Origin of the sequence: Psychrobacter sp. 1Y10 (assembly GCF_052259005.1) — a bacterium.
Lineage (GTDB): Bacteria > Pseudomonadota > Gammaproteobacteria > Pseudomonadales > Moraxellaceae > Psychrobacter > Psychrobacter saeujeotis.
This window is the reverse complement of record NZ_JBQQES010000007.1, coordinates 119,762-134,759: the sequence shown is the minus strand read 5'-3', so window position 1 is coordinate 134,759 and position 14,998 is coordinate 119,762. Positions and strand designations below refer to the sequence as shown.

The 14,998-nt window shown below is 43.1% G+C and carries 13 protein-coding genes; 10 read left to right on the top strand and 3 right to left on the bottom strand.

All coding sequences use genetic code 11. The features are described from left to right. The first annotated feature begins 42 nt into the window (after window positions 1–42). The 7 genes from nuoI (at window position 43) to ACTXGH_RS10340 (ending at window position 7,695) form a co-directional block, all read left to right on the top strand. Window positions 43–591, top strand: a complete 549-nt coding sequence (gene nuoI, locus ACTXGH_RS10370; RefSeq protein WP_058368352.1) for an NADH-quinone oxidoreductase subunit NuoI — start codon at window positions 43–45, stop codon at window positions 589–591. Then, the gene (gene nuoJ / locus ACTXGH_RS10365; protein ID WP_439261226.1) at window positions 588–1,295 is read left to right on the top strand and encodes an NADH-quinone oxidoreductase subunit J; all 708 of its coding nucleotides are present in this window, start codon (window positions 588–590) and stop codon (window positions 1,293–1,295) included. The genes nuoI and nuoJ overlap by 4 nt, the downstream gene beginning before the upstream one ends. Window positions 1,296–1,393: 98 nt before the next feature. Further along, window positions 1,394–1,702, top strand: coding sequence for an NADH-quinone oxidoreductase subunit NuoK (nuoK, locus tag ACTXGH_RS10360; RefSeq protein WP_439261304.1), 309 nt, complete (start codon window positions 1,394–1,396; stop codon window positions 1,700–1,702). A gap of 4 nt (window positions 1,703–1,706) precedes the next feature. Then, window positions 1,707–3,581: an NADH-quinone oxidoreductase subunit L gene (gene nuoL / locus ACTXGH_RS10355; protein ID WP_439296413.1), complete on the top strand. Its 1,875-nt coding sequence runs from the start codon at window positions 1,707–1,709 to the stop codon at window positions 3,579–3,581. Between the two features lies 1 nt (window position 3,582). Then, entirely contained in the window at window positions 3,583–5,211 is a 1,629-nt protein-coding gene (nuoM, locus tag ACTXGH_RS10350; protein WP_058368355.1) for an NADH-quinone oxidoreductase subunit M, read from the top strand. A gap of 3 nt (window positions 5,212–5,214) precedes the next feature. Then, window positions 5,215–6,693 carry an NADH-quinone oxidoreductase subunit N gene (locus ACTXGH_RS10345; protein WP_439296412.1) on the top strand — a complete coding sequence of 493 codons (1,479 nt, stop codon included), beginning with the start codon at window positions 5,215–5,217 and terminating at the stop codon, window positions 6,691–6,693. Between the two features lie 168 nt (window positions 6,694–6,861). Further along, complete coding sequence (locus tag ACTXGH_RS10340) at window positions 6,862–7,695, top strand: ferredoxin--NADP reductase (RefSeq protein ID WP_439296411.1); 834 nt, start codon at window positions 6,862–6,864, stop codon at window positions 7,693–7,695. 114 nt (window positions 7,696–7,809) lie between these two features. Here ACTXGH_RS10340 and ACTXGH_RS10335 read toward each other — a convergent pair whose 3' ends face one another. Then, a complete protein-coding gene (locus tag ACTXGH_RS10335) occupies window positions 7,810–8,580 on the bottom strand; it encodes a hypothetical protein (RefSeq protein WP_439296410.1) in 771 nt (256 codons plus the stop codon). Between the two features lie 399 nt (window positions 8,581–8,979). On the opposite strand from ACTXGH_RS10335, the gene ACTXGH_RS10330 reads away from it, so the two are divergent. Both ACTXGH_RS10330 and ACTXGH_RS10325 read left to right on the top strand, forming a co-directional pair. Then, complete coding sequence (locus ACTXGH_RS10330; protein ID WP_439296409.1) at window positions 8,980–9,867, top strand: energy transducer TonB; 888 nt, start codon at window positions 8,980–8,982, stop codon at window positions 9,865–9,867. A gap of 180 nt (window positions 9,868–10,047) precedes the next feature. Then, entirely contained in the window at window positions 10,048–10,923 is an 876-nt protein-coding gene (locus tag ACTXGH_RS10325; protein WP_299219117.1) for a mechanosensitive ion channel family protein, read from the top strand. Between the two features lie 45 nt (window positions 10,924–10,968). On the opposite strand, the gene ybeY is transcribed toward ACTXGH_RS10325, so the two are convergent. Together ybeY and ACTXGH_RS10315 are read right to left on the bottom strand one after the other, a co-directional pair. Beyond that, window positions 10,969–11,574 carry an rRNA maturation RNase YbeY gene (ybeY, locus tag ACTXGH_RS10320; RefSeq protein ID WP_439296408.1) on the bottom strand — a complete coding sequence of 202 codons (606 nt, stop codon included), beginning with the start codon at window positions 11,572–11,574 and terminating at the stop codon, window positions 10,969–10,971. A gap of 273 nt (window positions 11,575–11,847) precedes the next feature. Continuing rightward, the gene (locus ACTXGH_RS10315) at window positions 11,848–12,945 is read right to left on the bottom strand and encodes a PhoH family protein (protein ID WP_439296439.1); all 1,098 of its coding nucleotides are present in this window, start codon (window positions 12,943–12,945) and stop codon (window positions 11,848–11,850) included. 584 nt (window positions 12,946–13,529) lie between these two features. Between ACTXGH_RS10315 and ACTXGH_RS10310 the strand changes: the two genes are divergently transcribed. Further along, window positions 13,530–14,783 carry an FAD-dependent monooxygenase gene (locus tag ACTXGH_RS10310; RefSeq protein WP_439296438.1) on the top strand — a complete coding sequence of 418 codons (1,254 nt, stop codon included), beginning with the start codon at window positions 13,530–13,532 and terminating at the stop codon, window positions 14,781–14,783. Window positions 14,784–14,998 lie beyond the last annotated feature (215 nt).

The window sequence follows — 14,998 nt, the reverse complement described above, 5'->3', positions numbered from 1 at the left end:
TTGGTAAAGATCTAAAGTAATGCTGATAAGGATAATAATCCCATGTTTACTACGATAAAAAAGATTGTCATTGGTATTTTTACCATTGTCCGCAGCATGTGGATGGTCAATAGCCATGCGATTAGGCCACGCGATACAATATTGTATCCTGAAGAGCCTGTGCCAGTACCGCCGCGTTTTCGTGGACGTATTATATTGTCACGTGATCCAGACGGTGATGAGCGCTGCGTTGCTTGTAACTTATGTGCAGTGGCGTGTCCAGTTGGTTGTATCTCGTTGCAAAAAGCTGAGCGTGATGATGGACGCTGGTATCCAGAGTTTTTTCGAATTAATTTTTCACGCTGCATCTTTTGTGGATTATGTGAAGAAGCGTGTCCAACGACTGCAATTCAAATGACACCAGATTTTGAGTTGGGTGAGTATAATCGTCAGGATTTGGTCTACGAAAAAGAGCATTTACTTATTTCAGGACCAGGTAAGTATCCTGATTATAATTACTATCGCGTATCTGGTATGGCCGTGGCAGATAAACCAAAAGGGGCTGCACAAAATGAAGCCGCACCTATTGATCTTCGGAGCTTGTTGCCATGATGAATATCTTAAACAACCCTGAGTTAGCAGGTTTTTATTCACTTGCGGCAGTCGCTATTTTTGCTAGTCTGCGTGTGGTCACTCATGCCAACCCAGTACATGCTATTTTATCAATGATCGTATCATTGTTAGCGATAGCCGGTATATTTTTTGTATTGGGTGCGCCCTTTGCTGGGGCGCTTGAGATCGTTGTATACGCTGGCGCAATTATGGTGCTTTTCGTCTTTGTGATTATGATGCTCAATCTTGGTATGGCTAATGATGCTCGTGAAGAGCGTTGGCTCAATGCAGGAACATGGGCAGTACCAACTGGATTGACGGTAATTATTGCGGTTGTGCTGTATGCGATGATTGGTCTTAACCATAATGAAGTCGCCATGATTGGCGGTACGACCATTTCTGCCAAAGCGGTTGGTACGGCACTGTTTACTAAGTATGTCATGTTGGTTGAGGTAGCCGCGCTGCTATTATTGGCAGCCCTAGTTGCTGCTTATCATTTGGGCAAAGAGTCTGTAGATGATGAGATCACTGGTAACGATAGCCAAAACTTTCATCCAAGTGTGGGTAATATCATAGAACATGAGAGTAATGACAGTTATGCAGATAATGAAGCTGTCAGAATAGCTGAACCATACGAATACAAAGAAGTAGATCCACATGACTATGTAGGTGTGCAACGAGTCACGCGTAAGGAGTCCGACTGATGATATTAGCAGCGAGCGTGGCACAAGATGTGTCCACCGTCCCGTTTGCCCATGAAGTAGCAGGCTTCGTGCAGCCAGTTGCTGAGGCGCAGGGCGTACTGGGTATGATACCTATGAGTCATGGACTCATCTTGGCAGGTGTATTGTTTGCTATTGGACTATGCGGTGTCATGGTACGTCGTAACTTTTTATTCATGCTAATGAGTCTTGAGATTATGATGAATGCAGCGGCATTAGCATTTGTAGTGGCAGGTAGCCGCTGGGTCGACCCAGACGGACAGATCATGTTTATCTTTATATTGACATTAGCCGCCGCTGAGGCAGCCATCGGTTTAGCGATATTACTACAGTTTTACCATAAGCGTGGACATCTCGATGTCGATAGCGCCAATGAGATGAAGGGATGATGTCATGAGTTTATTACCATTAACCTTTATACTTCCGCTCATTGGCTTTTTAATATTAGCCTTTATGCGTGACAAGCTGACTGAGCAAGCCGCTGCATTCGTCGGTGTTGGAAGCATGCTGTTATCAGCATTGTGTACCTTGGTTGCCAGTTATGCTTTTTTAATGGACAATCCAGCAGGTACGGTCGTGCAAGTACCGCTATGGACGTGGTTTCAAGTTGGCGACTTTGCACCAAGCTTTGCTCTAAGCTTTGATGGTTTAGCATTGACCATGACTGGGATTATTACTGGTATTGGCTTTTTAATCCATCTGTTTGCCGCTTGGTATATGAAAGGTGATAAAGGCTTTGCCCGTTTTTTTAGTTATATGAACCTATTTGTCGCCAGCATGCTGTTGCTGGTACTCGCAGACGATTTATTACTGCTCTATCTTGGCTGGGAAGGCGTAGGTATTTGCTCATACCTATTGATTGGTTTTTACTTTGAAGATCGTGCCAATGGCCGAGCTGCGATGAAAGCCTTTACTGTTACTCGTGTCGGTGATGTCTTCTTAGCATTTGGACTGTTTTTACTGTTTCGTGAATTTGGTACGCTCAATATTCAAGAGATTATTACGCGAGCGCCAGAGATGGTTGATCTTAACAATCCAACGATGATGTTGACTACTATGATGCTGGTTGGCGGTGCAATGGGTAAGTCCGCACAGTTGCCACTACATACGTGGCTTGCCGATGCGATGGCAGGCCCAACACCCGTTTCGGCCTTGATTCACGCAGCGACCATGGTGACCGCGGGCGTTTATCTAATCGCACGTATGCATCCGTTATTTATTTTGACTCCTGGTATTCTTTTATATTGGGTCGGGGCAGTAGGCGCGTTGACACTTGTTGTCGCTGGTTTTTGCGCATTAGTGCAAACAGATATCAAGCGTATCTTAGCGTATTCGACCATGAGTCAAATCGGCTATATGTTTTTAGCATTAGGCGTTGGTGCATGGCAAGGTGCGATCTTCCATTTGATGACCCATGCTTTCTTTAAAGCCTTGCTATTCTTATCATCAGGTGCAGTCATCCTTGCAGTCCATCATGAGCAAGATATCTTTAAGATGGGCGGCTTACGCAAAAAGATACCATTGGTATTTTGGTGCTATATCGTCGGTGGCGGTGCGCTTGCAGCCATACCTTGGGTGACGGTAGGTTTTTACTCCAAAGAAGCCATTCTTTGGGAGGCCTATGCTACTGGTCATCAAGTCTTATTCTATATGGGTGTATTCGGTGCATTCTTAACGGCAATCTATACTTTCCGTATGATTTGGATTGTCTTTTTTGGCGAAGAGAAAACACCTGCACATAAGTTATCTGGTGTGTCGTATTGGTTGCCATTGACTGTACTGTTAGTACTATCCACGGCAGTGGGCGCACTCATAACGCCACCGTTACAAGGTGTGTTGCCAGAGAGCGTAGGGCATTTATTAGAAGTTGCAGGTCAAGCGCACGCCAAACATACGGCGGAATATATCGCGATGGGTGCAATGCTGGCTGGATTGATAATAGCCGCTTTATTATATGTGGTTGATAAGGGCCGGATGTTATCGCGCTTTAAACAATCAAGTATTGGTGGCGCGCTATATTACTGGTGCTATAACGGTATGGGCTTTGATGCGCTATACGATTTGATTTTTGTAAAACCCTTTTTATTCATTGGTCGCTTATTTAAAGCCGATCCCATTGATAAAACATGGAACATATTACCTATGTTGGCATCAGCAGGGAACAAAGCGATGTCTGCAACGCAAACAGGGTCACTTCGAGGTTATGCTGCAAGTTTTGGCTTGGGTATGGCTGTGCTGTTAGTGCTGGTAATGATGATGGTGGTATAAGATGATAGAGTTACAACAAACGTGGATGCTGCCAGCATTGATTGCAATTCCATTTATTGCAGGGTTGTTATGCTGGTTGGTTGAGCGAATAAACAAGCGTCTGCCGCGGTGGATTGCTTTGATCGGCATGATGCTGACCTTTGGGTTGTCACTTGTATTATGGCAGTATGGCGACTTTTCAGGCATGAGTAAGCAAGTCATAGCACCGCAATCTGCTGTGCCATGGGTCGCTGAATATAATGTGCCATGGATACCAAGTTTTGGTATTAGCTTTCATTTAGCAATAGATGGTATGTCGCTGCTGATGATTGCACTGACAGGGTTACTTGGTGTTGCTGCTGTTGCTTGTTCATGGAATGAGATTCAACGCCGTGTTGGGTTTTTTCATCTGAACTTGTTATGGAGTTTGGGCGGCGTTATAGGCGTGTTCTTAGCGATTGATATGTTCCTCTTCTTTTTCTTTTGGGAGATGATGCTGGTTCCTATCTATTTCTTGATTGCTATCTGGGGTCATGATGTCGCTGGTGGTAAGACTAAAGAATACGCTGCCACCAAGTTCTTTATCTATACCCAAGCTTCTGGGCTTATCATGCTCATTGGTATCTTGTTATTAGTACTATTCAATTATGCCAATCGCGGTGTGGTTAGCTTTAATTATAATGACTTGCTCGGTACGCCACTTGGCGGCTGGGAATATCCAATCATGCTTTGCTTTTTTATTGGTTTTGCCGTCAAGTTGCCAATTATTCCTTTTCATGGCTGGTTGCCTGATGCTCACGCGCAGGCACCAACAGCAGGCTCGGTGGACTTGGCAGGGGTACTAATTAAGACAGCAGCTTATGGTTTGATTCGTTTTGTATTACCTTTATTTCCTGCAGCGTCTCAAGAGTTTGCACCGATTGCGATTACGTTAGGTACGATTGGTATCTTTTATGGGGCATGGCTTGCCTTTATGCAAACCGATATGAAGCGCTTGCTTGCCTATACCAGTATTTCGCACATGGGCTTTGTGGTTTTGGCGATTTATGCAGGCACATTACTCAGTCTGCAAGGCTTAATGATTCAGATGCTCGCGCACGGGCTTAGCTCGGCTGCGCTATTTATCATGGCAGGGCAGCTCTATGAGCGTCTACATACTCGCGATCTGACTTTGATGGGCGGTATGTGGGGACAGTTTCGTTATTATGCTCCGATATTAATGTTCTTTTGCGCGGCACTTCTAGGTATTCCTGGTACAGGTAACTTTATCGGTGAATTCATGATTTTATTTGGCGCATTTGCTCAGTACCCCGTATTTGTAGTACTAGCAACCTTTAGCTTAGTGTTGGCTGGTTTATATTCTTTAATCTTAATTTACCGCGCACTGTTTGGGATTAATAATATCGAAGAGGTGGCGTTGCACGAGACCAAATCACATGGTTTGCCAACACGCAAATTAAAAGACCTGGGCAAGCGTGAGCTGTCATTACTACTGATGTTAGCGGCTGGATTGGTATGGCTTGGCCTTTACCCGCAGCCGATACTGGATACATCAAGTCAAGCCATGCAGTGGATTAATAATGCATATGTCTACAGTGAAATCACTCAAGTAGATGCGTCACAGTTACTTGATGCAATGGAGGCACGTTAAGTCATGAATGATATTACGATGAATGATTTGATGGGGCTAATGCCTTATGCACCAATCATTGCAGTAGTGGTTACAACGTTATTGGCCATGATTGCGATTACTATTAAGCGCTCGCATGTTATCACTGGCACTATTACCGTGACTGGACTAAACGTTGGTCTATTTATCCTACTTGCACAAATAGGAGGAGTAGTAGACAGCAGATATGCATTGCCAAGCGCTGAGCAGTTATTTGTAATCGATAATTTTGCTCAGTTTAATATGGTCGTTATTTTTATCTGTGCATTGGCATGTTGTACATTAGCTTACGCGTATTTGGCCAATCTTAAAGACAATAAAGATGAGCTGTACTTACTGATGTTAGTGTCGACCACTGGCGCGCTCTTAATGGTATCGGCGCAGCATATGGCGGCATTCTTTATGAGCTTAGAGCTGTTGTCTATACCGCTATATGGTCTGCTGTCTTATACTTTTTTACGTAATCGCTCACTTGAATCGGGGCTTAAGTACTTAGTATTGTCAGCGACTGCCTCTGCTACCTTATTGATGGGGATGGCTTTCATTTATGCCCAAGTTGGCTCATTGGCATTCAAACCTATTAGCTTAGTATTGGGTGATATATTTGAATCACCATTACTGATATTGGGTACGGCATTAATGATGTTTGGTATTGCTTTTAAGCTATCAGCAGCTCCTTTTCATATGTGGACGCCAGATGTATACGAGGGAGCGCCAGCTCCTATAGCGACTTATCTGGCTTCAGTCTCTAAAGTTGCTATGATGGCACTTGCTGTCCGCTTTTTGATTGATACGGCTTTATTGGCATTACCATCAGTACAGATACTAATTATGGTCATGGCAACCTTGTCTATTTTGGTCGGAAACTTATTGGCAGTACGTCAAACCAATTTAAAGCGCTTACTGGGGTATTCTTCTATTGCTCATATGGGTTATGTGCTGATTGTAATCGTTAGTATTGGTAGTGCCGCTGATAGCATCACTAGTATGTATATGGCCGTTTATGCCTTTACTTCTATCGGTGCGTTTGGTGTTGTGACTTTAATGTCTAGCCCTTATCGATTGGCCGGTGAAGCTGATGAGCTGATACATTATCAAGGATTGTTCTGGCGTCGTCCGGTACTAACGGCTGTTATGACAATTATGATGCTCTCATTGGCTGGTATTCCATTGACGGCTGGCTTTATTACCAAGCTATTTGCCATACTGGCAGCTGTTCAGGGTACGAACTGGTTCTTGGCTGCGATGATTGTTTTGGGTAGTGCTATCGGGTTGTTCTACTATTTACGTGTCATGCTGACACTGTTTAAACGTCCAAAAGAGTTTATTGAGTTTGATGTGGCAGGACAATGGGGCATTCGCATGGGTGGACTGATGGTCATCGGTGTGACCGCAGTGATTATTTTCTTTGGTATATTACCCAACAGTATGATTGTATGGTCGAGTATGGCTCGTATCTGGTAATATAAGCTATATATAAAGAGGCTTAATAAGCTTAACTTAAGCTGCGCTGTAGCAGTTACTGATAGAAAACCAAGATGCGCTGAGTTTATGATAAGCTTGGCGCATCTTTTTTATTTGTTCGTTTTAATAACCACGCAAAAATTAACAAAATATAAGTGACTAATTATTATGAGTGAAGACAATATTCAAACCGTTAAAGTACTGAGTAAGACCACTTGGACACCCAGTCTGTTTAGCTTTACCGTAACGCGTCCAGACAGCTTTAAGTTTACTGCCGGGCAGTTTGTACGTTTGGGCGTCAATCCTAGTAAGCTACAATACTACAAGCAGCAAGACAAGACACCAAGCCAAGTAACTGACGCCGCGCCGGACGAGGATATATTCCGCGCTTACTCGATAGTATCTTCACCGTTTGATGAAGTGCTGGAGTTCTTCTCTATTGTGATTCCTGATGGGGCGTTTACCTCACAGTTGCAGCATCTCCAAGTGGGAGATGAGTTACTCCTCAATACTATGCCATTTGGCTTTTTAACTTTGGCTCGCTATCAACAGCCGTTACCAAAAGATTTATGGTTGCTTGCAACTGGCACTGGCTTGGCACCTTTTTTGTCGATGCTACAAGATTTGCAAACATGGCAAGACTACGAGCATATCGTCCTAGCCTATAGTGCGCGCTCAAAAGAAGAGCTGGCGTACGTTGAGCAGATAAAGCAGTTGCAAGCTGATTTTGGTTCGTTAGTTGATGATCCTGCCCGCTTAATCTTTGTGCCGATTGTGACTCGTGAACCTATGGAGGGTGCACTTACCGAGCGTTTGCCACAATTATTACTAAATGGTGAGCTTGAGAAGCAGGCTGGCATAAAGCTAGATAATGATAGCGCTCATGTGATGCTGTGCGGTAATCCAGAAATGGTGGAAGATACCAAAGAGACCTTGAAAGAATTAGGCTTTGTTATGAACCGCCGCGGTGAAGGAAACATTGCAGTAGAAAACTATTGGTAATCGATAGATAAGTCATTGGCTTTGAGAGAAATGACAAATGATTAAAAAAACGCTGCAATCTAACCATTGGCAGCGTTTTTTGTTACCCAATAAAAGCTGTAATATAGATCGTAGCTATTCTGTACTGGGCTCAGTTGCGTCATTTATAGGATTGATAGGTCCATGCATTAATTCGGGTTCATCATCATCACCAATGATATCTTCGCCACTACTACTGCCCAATAAGTCGCGATAATTGATCTGCGCTTTTAGAATCAATTGATCTTCTTCAACCTCTCCGTAATTTACCTGTACCTTGTGTAGGGTACTCATGATTTTTTGGTTCTTCTTAAGCCAGCGATTGATATCGAGATAAATGATATCTTCTTTAGCACGGGCGATATTGATATAAGTTAAAATTACGCCTAAAGGGTCTTTTTTTAGGACGCTATGATAAAACCAGATAGCAAGTTTGATACCTTGAAGCTTTAAGAATGATTCGCAGCGTAAGTTAAGCACATCTGTATAGGTCAACTGACCAAACACAAAACGCTGCACATTACGATCAAGTTGGGCATGTACTAAACTAAAATTACCAGCTACTTCAGCATAAATGCCAGCAGCATTTACTGTACAGTATAGGCGAAACCAATCATCGTGTAACTCGACTCTCAACTCTAAAATAGATTTGACATTGTCCGTGACGAACTTTTGCAGCGCATCGTTGACGTATTTTTGGGCAACTGGCAAAGCCAATTCATCATCCAGCTTATCAGCAGTTTTATTATAAATATTCTTAATACTTTGGGTTAGGCCCTCCCAACCGTCACTAAACGACTCGTTGAATTGATAGCCAAGATTATCGGAGAAGTCATCGAAATTATCGAAGTTATCGAAGTTACTCAAACTTGTTATCCTTATGATTATAGTAGGATTGTTTTTACCAGATGATTAATCGTCAGACGCTAATCGATAGCGTAGATAGCACTATGACGAGTGAAAATAGTATATAGCAAAATAGCATACCAAAAAACGCAAGGCCTTATATTGTAGCAAATAACCTAAAAAACATAACGAAGAGTGTCAAGCAAGCACAAGTTGGTCGCAAGGCTTTTAGTCACAAGCTTTATTTGCACTTTGATTATGATAAAGTGTCGTATAGCGACATAACTGCTGCCCATGTTATGATAGCGCGAATACCATGATTGGTCGGCATAATTATTGCTTATAAGAGAGCTGCATGATGCGGAATAATCAGACTAAAATGATGTCCGGTGTTTTTACGCTTATAATTTGAGATTGATTGTGGCCCATATTAAAGACTCTCAAAGCTATCATTTTTCTGCGCAAACTGCGACGCGTGATTTTAGCTTACCCGTTGCTATTGTTATTGCGTTGTTAACACATGCTGTCCTTATCTTTGGTATCAGCTTTTCTATGGGACAAGATCCTGCTGCGTTGATGCAAGATGTGGCAAAAGCTTTGACAGATAATATGCAGCCAAACGAAGATGCTCATTATATTGCTAATGCTTCACAGCAAGGTGGAGGCTCAGTGCGCCAACAAGTGCGACAAGAAAGCACTCAAACGAGTCCATTAACATCAGAGCAGATAAGTAAAACGCAAGATGCTATCAATCTGCAGCGCCAAGTACGTCAACAGCGTTATCAAGAAAGCTATCTACGTACTACTTTGAGTTGGCGTAAAGCCGATGTAGAAGCAGATAATGACAGCAAGCAAGCACAAGATGATATGATGGCGCAAGAAGAGAGACTACGGCAGCAGATTGCAACTTTAGAGGCTCAGTTGTCTCAGCGTCAACAGATATATGCCACCAAATCTAAAGTGGTGACCATTGATAGTAACTCGACGACACGCGGCGCTGCAGCAGATTATATCGAAACCTTCCGTGAGCATGTCGAACGGGTTGGCAACTTGCACTATCCGGCTCAGGCGCGTGCCCAAGGTATCACAGGTGAAGTACGCCTTATGGTGATTATTAGTAACGATGGCAACATCAAAGCCATCCGTTTGCTTGAAAGTTCAGGCTCAACGATATTAGATGAAGCCGCCAAGCAATCAGTACGCCAAGCTGCACCTTTTGGGAAGTTTACTGTAGATATGAAGGATATTGTCGAGCTGCGTTTGATACGTACCTATCGTTATAGTGATAAAGTAGAAGTCACCTATTAAGAGTAAGTAAGTGAAGAGCAGTGGGTTTACAGATAGGGTATCAAAGAACCGTTAGATAAAACAGAATACAAACCATTGGCATAAGCAGGTTAAGATACCAGAGTCATTAAAGAGATAACTGGTATCTAATTGTGACCGTAAATCTGATAAACAAACGAAGCTATAAAATAAAGAGTCGGTATGGAATTTTTAGGTTTTACTATTGATGTTGCGACATTAACGAATAATGCATTAAGCTTAATGTTTAAAGTGGCTTTAGCGATACTAATATTTGTAATAGGTCGCTGGCTTGCCAAAAAGGCCGTGACATTTGCTCATCGTATCATGCTACGTAGTCGTTTGGATGATACTGTCGCCAGTTTCTTAGGTCGTCTTATATACGGCGTATTGCTGGTCATTGTGGTCTTAGCCGCACTGAGCAAAGTTGGCGTACAAACCACCTCAGTCGTTGCTATCTTGGGCGGTGCTGCGGTCGCGATTGGTTTGTCGTTAAAAGATCAGTTGTCAAACTTTGCCGCTGGCATTATGATTGTGACTTTTCGGCCGTTTGTAACTGGTGACTATGTACAGATTAGCAGTTACACAGGGACAGTTACTGAAATTACTTTGGTTAACACTCATCTAACTACGATAAACAATCACGATATCATCATCCCAAATGGCGATATCACCACATCAGCTGTAATCAATTATACTGCATTGCCCAATCGCCGCGTCGATATCACGGTCGGTATTGGCTATGATGCCAACATTAAAACCGCTAAAGAGGTGATGCTAAGCTTGGCCAGAAATAATCCGATGGCCTTTACTGACCCTGAGCCTATTGTACGAGTGACCAATCTGGGTGATAATTCTGTTGATCTGACGCTAAATGTTTGGACAACCAATGCAGATTGGTGGACCATGCAGTGTGATTTGCTTGAGCAGTTTAAATATGCGCTGGATGATGAAAAAATCGAGATTCCATTCCCGCAGCGCAGTGTCCATGTTAAAGGCTTGGATCAGATGATTAACCAGATGGGCCAATCACAAAAACTGCCCATGACCAAGGACTGATTGTTTTAAGAGATTGATTAGGTCAAAAAACTGACCTCGTCAAAATCAAACGTTTGGTAGATAGGGGTTTGGTAGGTTCAAACTTGCCAAAACCTCTATCTCAAACCTTTCCATCTCATCTTGTTCGGCCTGTCCAAGCTCGTGATCAAAACCCAATAGATGCAGCAAGCCATGTATTAGTAGATGGCTGATGTGCTGTTCCACTGTTTTTTGTTGCTCTACTGCTTCGCACTCCACGACGTCATGACATATGATTAGCTCACCAAGTGGCAGCATTGGCATTAGCTCGATAATATTAGCTGGCATCTCACTTGGGTACGACAGAATGTTGGTTGCGTAATCTTTGCCTCGCGCTTCTAGGTTCAGTTCACGACCTTCAGTCTTGTCGGTAATATATACATCCAACGCTTTGACTTTATCCTGCCATATCTCAAGGCTGATATTAGCGAAGTAGGGGAGCGTCAGTCCGTTCTCGATATGTCTATCTATATATTTTAAAGTCGCTACTATGATTGGTAATAGACACTCTTCACTATAGTAACAACTGATTAACCCCTCATCGATACTATCAATAGCGCTGACATCAAGCTCAACCTTGTCTAGTTCACTTGTCTTTAGTACGTTTATATTATCGTTGTTAGATTGGTTCATAGCTTCACCTTAAGGAGAGGTATAGTTGATTCTAAATAAAACAGATACATTGTATGTCAACGTGGAACTGGTATAAATTTTCCTTGCGTGCTGTGCCTGCGCCGACAGAGGCTGCGTAAAATTCATCCCAGTCCCACTGTATCGTTTTTGTACTGAACTCATTATATTACGCTTATCAAGACTAATTTTATTTAATGTTAATTAAAAGACCGGATCACTATTTTTAGTAATCCGGTCTTTTGAGTTAGACGTACACTGTTTAAAGATGCTTAGCTACAGCTTGGAGACTGCATCCGCCACCGCTTGTCTACGCTCTTGCTCAGCAATACGCTCTTGTTTGCGTTTTTCTTCCAATATCAACTGCTCACTGTCAAACACATCGTAAGCTTCAACGATTTGTTGTACCAACTGATGGCGTACCACATCTTTTGAATCAAACCGAGTGATATGGATCTCTTCGATACCGCTTAAGATATCTAGCGCTTGCGTCAGTCCAGATTTAGTACCACGTGGCAGATCGACCTGCGAGATGTCCCCTGTAATGACGGCTCGCGAGCCAAAGCCTAAACGTGTCAAAAACATTTTCATTTGCTCAGGTGTGGTGTTTTGCGCTTCATCTAAAATCACAAATGAGTTGTTTAACGTGCGCCCACGCATATAGGCCAATGGCGCAACTTCGATAATTTGACGTTCAATCATTTTGCCAACTTTTTCAAAGCCAAGCATTTCATATAGTGCGTCATATAAAGGGCGTAAGTAGGGGTCAATTTTTTGTGCCAAGTCACCCGGTAAAAAGCCCAGCTTCTCCCCAGCTTCTACCGCTGGACGGACCAGCAAAATGCGCTCGATCTCATTACGCTCTATCATATCGACAGCACAGGCTACCGCAAGATAAGTCTTACCCGTACCGGCAGGGCCAATACCAAACGATACATCGGAGCTGAGCACGTTTTTTACATAACGCTGCTGGTTGCCACCGCGTGGGATAATTTTGCCTTTACGAGTACGTAGACTGATGGGGGTAAAGTCACTTGCCGACTCCAAATTATCCAAATCGTCTTCGTTATCAGCAGCTTGCTCTTGTTGTTCATCTTCTCTATCTTGCTCACGCGAGATACTAGACTGAATGATAAGATGCAACTCTTCTGCACTGATATCTTTGGTGTTTTGAGCTTCGTCAACCAGCTTATAAATGATGCGTTCACCGCGTTCAACAGCAGTCACATCACCGCTCAGGCAAAAGTCGCCTTGACGTTGGCTGATTTTGATATCGAGACGGTCTTGTAGGTATTTCATGTGATTGTTATATTCACCAAGCACAGTTTTGAGCTGCGCTGGCGTCAATGATTCAAACTTTATACGGCGGTTCATAGAATCAGTCAAGCGATTATCCTTGTATTTGTTCCCAATGATGCTCTTAGATATCAGCGAATCTAGGGTCTTAATAAATAAAACAATGGTAGAAACTTATTAATTTTGAGTAGTAGAAAAACGACAGTAAAATTGTTAGATATATAAAGGGTGATAAGTAACTATCCTGCCTTTATTATGGTTGATAGTTTTTAAATTTCAAGCCATACCTAAGGCCGGATAGCTTGGTTTTTGTATGGGGATTGCAACACTTACACTGGTTATCAGTTTTCTGTTGTATGAAAAAATTGTTGATGGACGACATCGGTTTAAGCTTACTGTAAAGGACACAGAGATTTGGGCAATTTGTGGTAATCTATCAGCTATCAAAACATGGCCTAGTCGTTATATAAATGCCTCAAAATCGGTTGAATCATTGTCAATAATGCAGTAAAAAATACTTAGTAAGCGTGTATAACAGCTCTATCCAATCAGTTCCAATAGGAATAATAATGATACAAGATACTCATTCAAATATGTCAGCGCAGACAAATGCTATGCAATCGAGCACCAGCAATCAGACTTTCGATACGAAAAATAATAAAATGGCCATGACTGAGCAGCAAGTACTGATCGCAGGCGGCGGTCATGTAGGGTTATCCTTTGCTTTGTTACTGGCCCATCATGGTATCGCCAGTACTTTGCTAGAAAAGATGAGCTACCCAACTATTAGCCCAAATGATGACAGTACGCGCAGTCATTATTTAGACAGTCGCAATACAGCATTATCACGGCGCACAGTACAGATTTACCAAGAGATAGGATTGTGGGATGAGCTGCAAAGTCATGCCTGCCGCATTGATGCCGTGCAAATCAGTGAGCAAGGTAGCTTTGGGCGCGCACAGCTTAATAAAGCAGAAGAGCAGGTAGAGTCATTCGGACAAGTGATGGAAAACGCTTGGCTTGGACGTAAGCTATTACTGGCGGCTCAGCAAGAACCGCTAATTACTTTGATTGATAATGCTAGTGTCATTGCCGTGGAACAACAGAGCGATGGTATAACGCTCAGCTTTAGCTATTATGGCGAAGCAGAGCACGAACAACAACTAGAGGCCAGTGTGTTAGTTGCTTGTGATGGGCGGGACTCTACCGTGCGTCAGTTATTAGATATTGGTACGACGACCTATGATTATCAGCAAACCGCTATCGTCGGTGTGGTAGAGACAGACAAGCCGCATGAGCATAAAGCGATTGAGCGATTTAGTCCAGCAGGGCCGCTTGCAGTGTTGCCCTTGACCGATCCAGCAGGTGACGGCAATGATGAGTACCAAAAGGGCTATAGACGCTCGGTGGTCTGGGTCTGTCCAACAGGTGAAGAAGATAAATACCTAGAAGACGACGCGCATTTTTTGGCGACCTTACAGCAAGCATTTGGTGAGCGTGCTGGCAAGTTTGTCGCTGCTGGTCGCCGCGGTGCTTATCCGCTGACACGCGTACTGGCAGATAAGCAAGCAGATGGTCGCTGCGTCATCATGGGCAATGCTGCTCATACCTTGCATCCTGTGGCCGGCCAAGGCTTTAATCTGTGTATGCGTGATGCACATGTATTAGCGCAAATGATGAGTGCACAAGTCCTTAAGGGTGCAGATATCGGCGACCCAACGCTGCTTAAACGCTATGAAAAAGCGCGTCTAAGCGATCAAAAACGCGTTATTCGCTTTTGCGATGCGGTCGTTCATGGCTTTACTCATCCCAATCCAGCAGTAAAGCTGGCGCGTAATGTTGCTTTGATTGCTTTTGATAAGCTGCCCAACATTAAGCCGCTGGTGGCAAATTATGCGATGGGTTTAAAATCGTAATATAGTTAATCCTAAATAAGAAGAATACAGCTATGCCAGCGTGCTACTGGTATAAGTTTTCTTTGCTTGCTATGTGACTTCATCACTCCAGAGGCTGCATAAAATCCATCCCAGTAGCACTGTGTTTATTTTATAGTAGAACGACTATATCCATAACTAAAGTGATGCGCTATTTTTAGTCCATTTAGATAACTATCAATTGAATTGAAGACACG

Coding starts and splice junctions, on each gene's coding strand:
- nuoI (WP_058368352.1), top strand. CDS start 43: ATGTTTACTACGATAAAAAAGATTGTCATTGGTATTTTTACCATTGTC.
- nuoJ (WP_439261226.1), top strand. CDS start 588: ATGATGAATATCTTAAACAACCCTGAGTTAGCAGGTTTTTATTCACTT.
- nuoL (WP_439296413.1), top strand. CDS start 1,707: ATGAGTTTATTACCATTAACCTTTATACTTCCGCTCATTGGCTTTTTA.
- nuoM (WP_058368355.1), top strand. CDS start 3,583: ATGATAGAGTTACAACAAACGTGGATGCTGCCAGCATTGATTGCAATT.
- ACTXGH_RS10345 (WP_439296412.1), top strand. CDS start 5,215: ATGAATGATATTACGATGAATGATTTGATGGGGCTAATGCCTTATGCA.
- ACTXGH_RS10340 (WP_439296411.1), top strand. CDS start 6,862: ATGAGTGAAGACAATATTCAAACCGTTAAAGTACTGAGTAAGACCACT.
- ACTXGH_RS10325 (WP_299219117.1), top strand. CDS start 10,048: ATGGAATTTTTAGGTTTTACTATTGATGTTGCGACATTAACGAATAAT.
- ybeY (WP_439296408.1), bottom strand. CDS start 11,574: ATGAACCAATCTAACAACGATAATATAAACGTACTAAAGACAAGTGAA.
- ACTXGH_RS10315 (WP_439296439.1), bottom strand. CDS start 12,945: ATGAACCGCCGTATAAAGTTTGAATCATTGACGCCAGCGCAGCTCAAA.
- ACTXGH_RS10310 (WP_439296438.1), top strand. CDS start 13,530: ATGGCCATGACTGAGCAGCAAGTACTGATCGCAGGCGGCGGTCATGTA.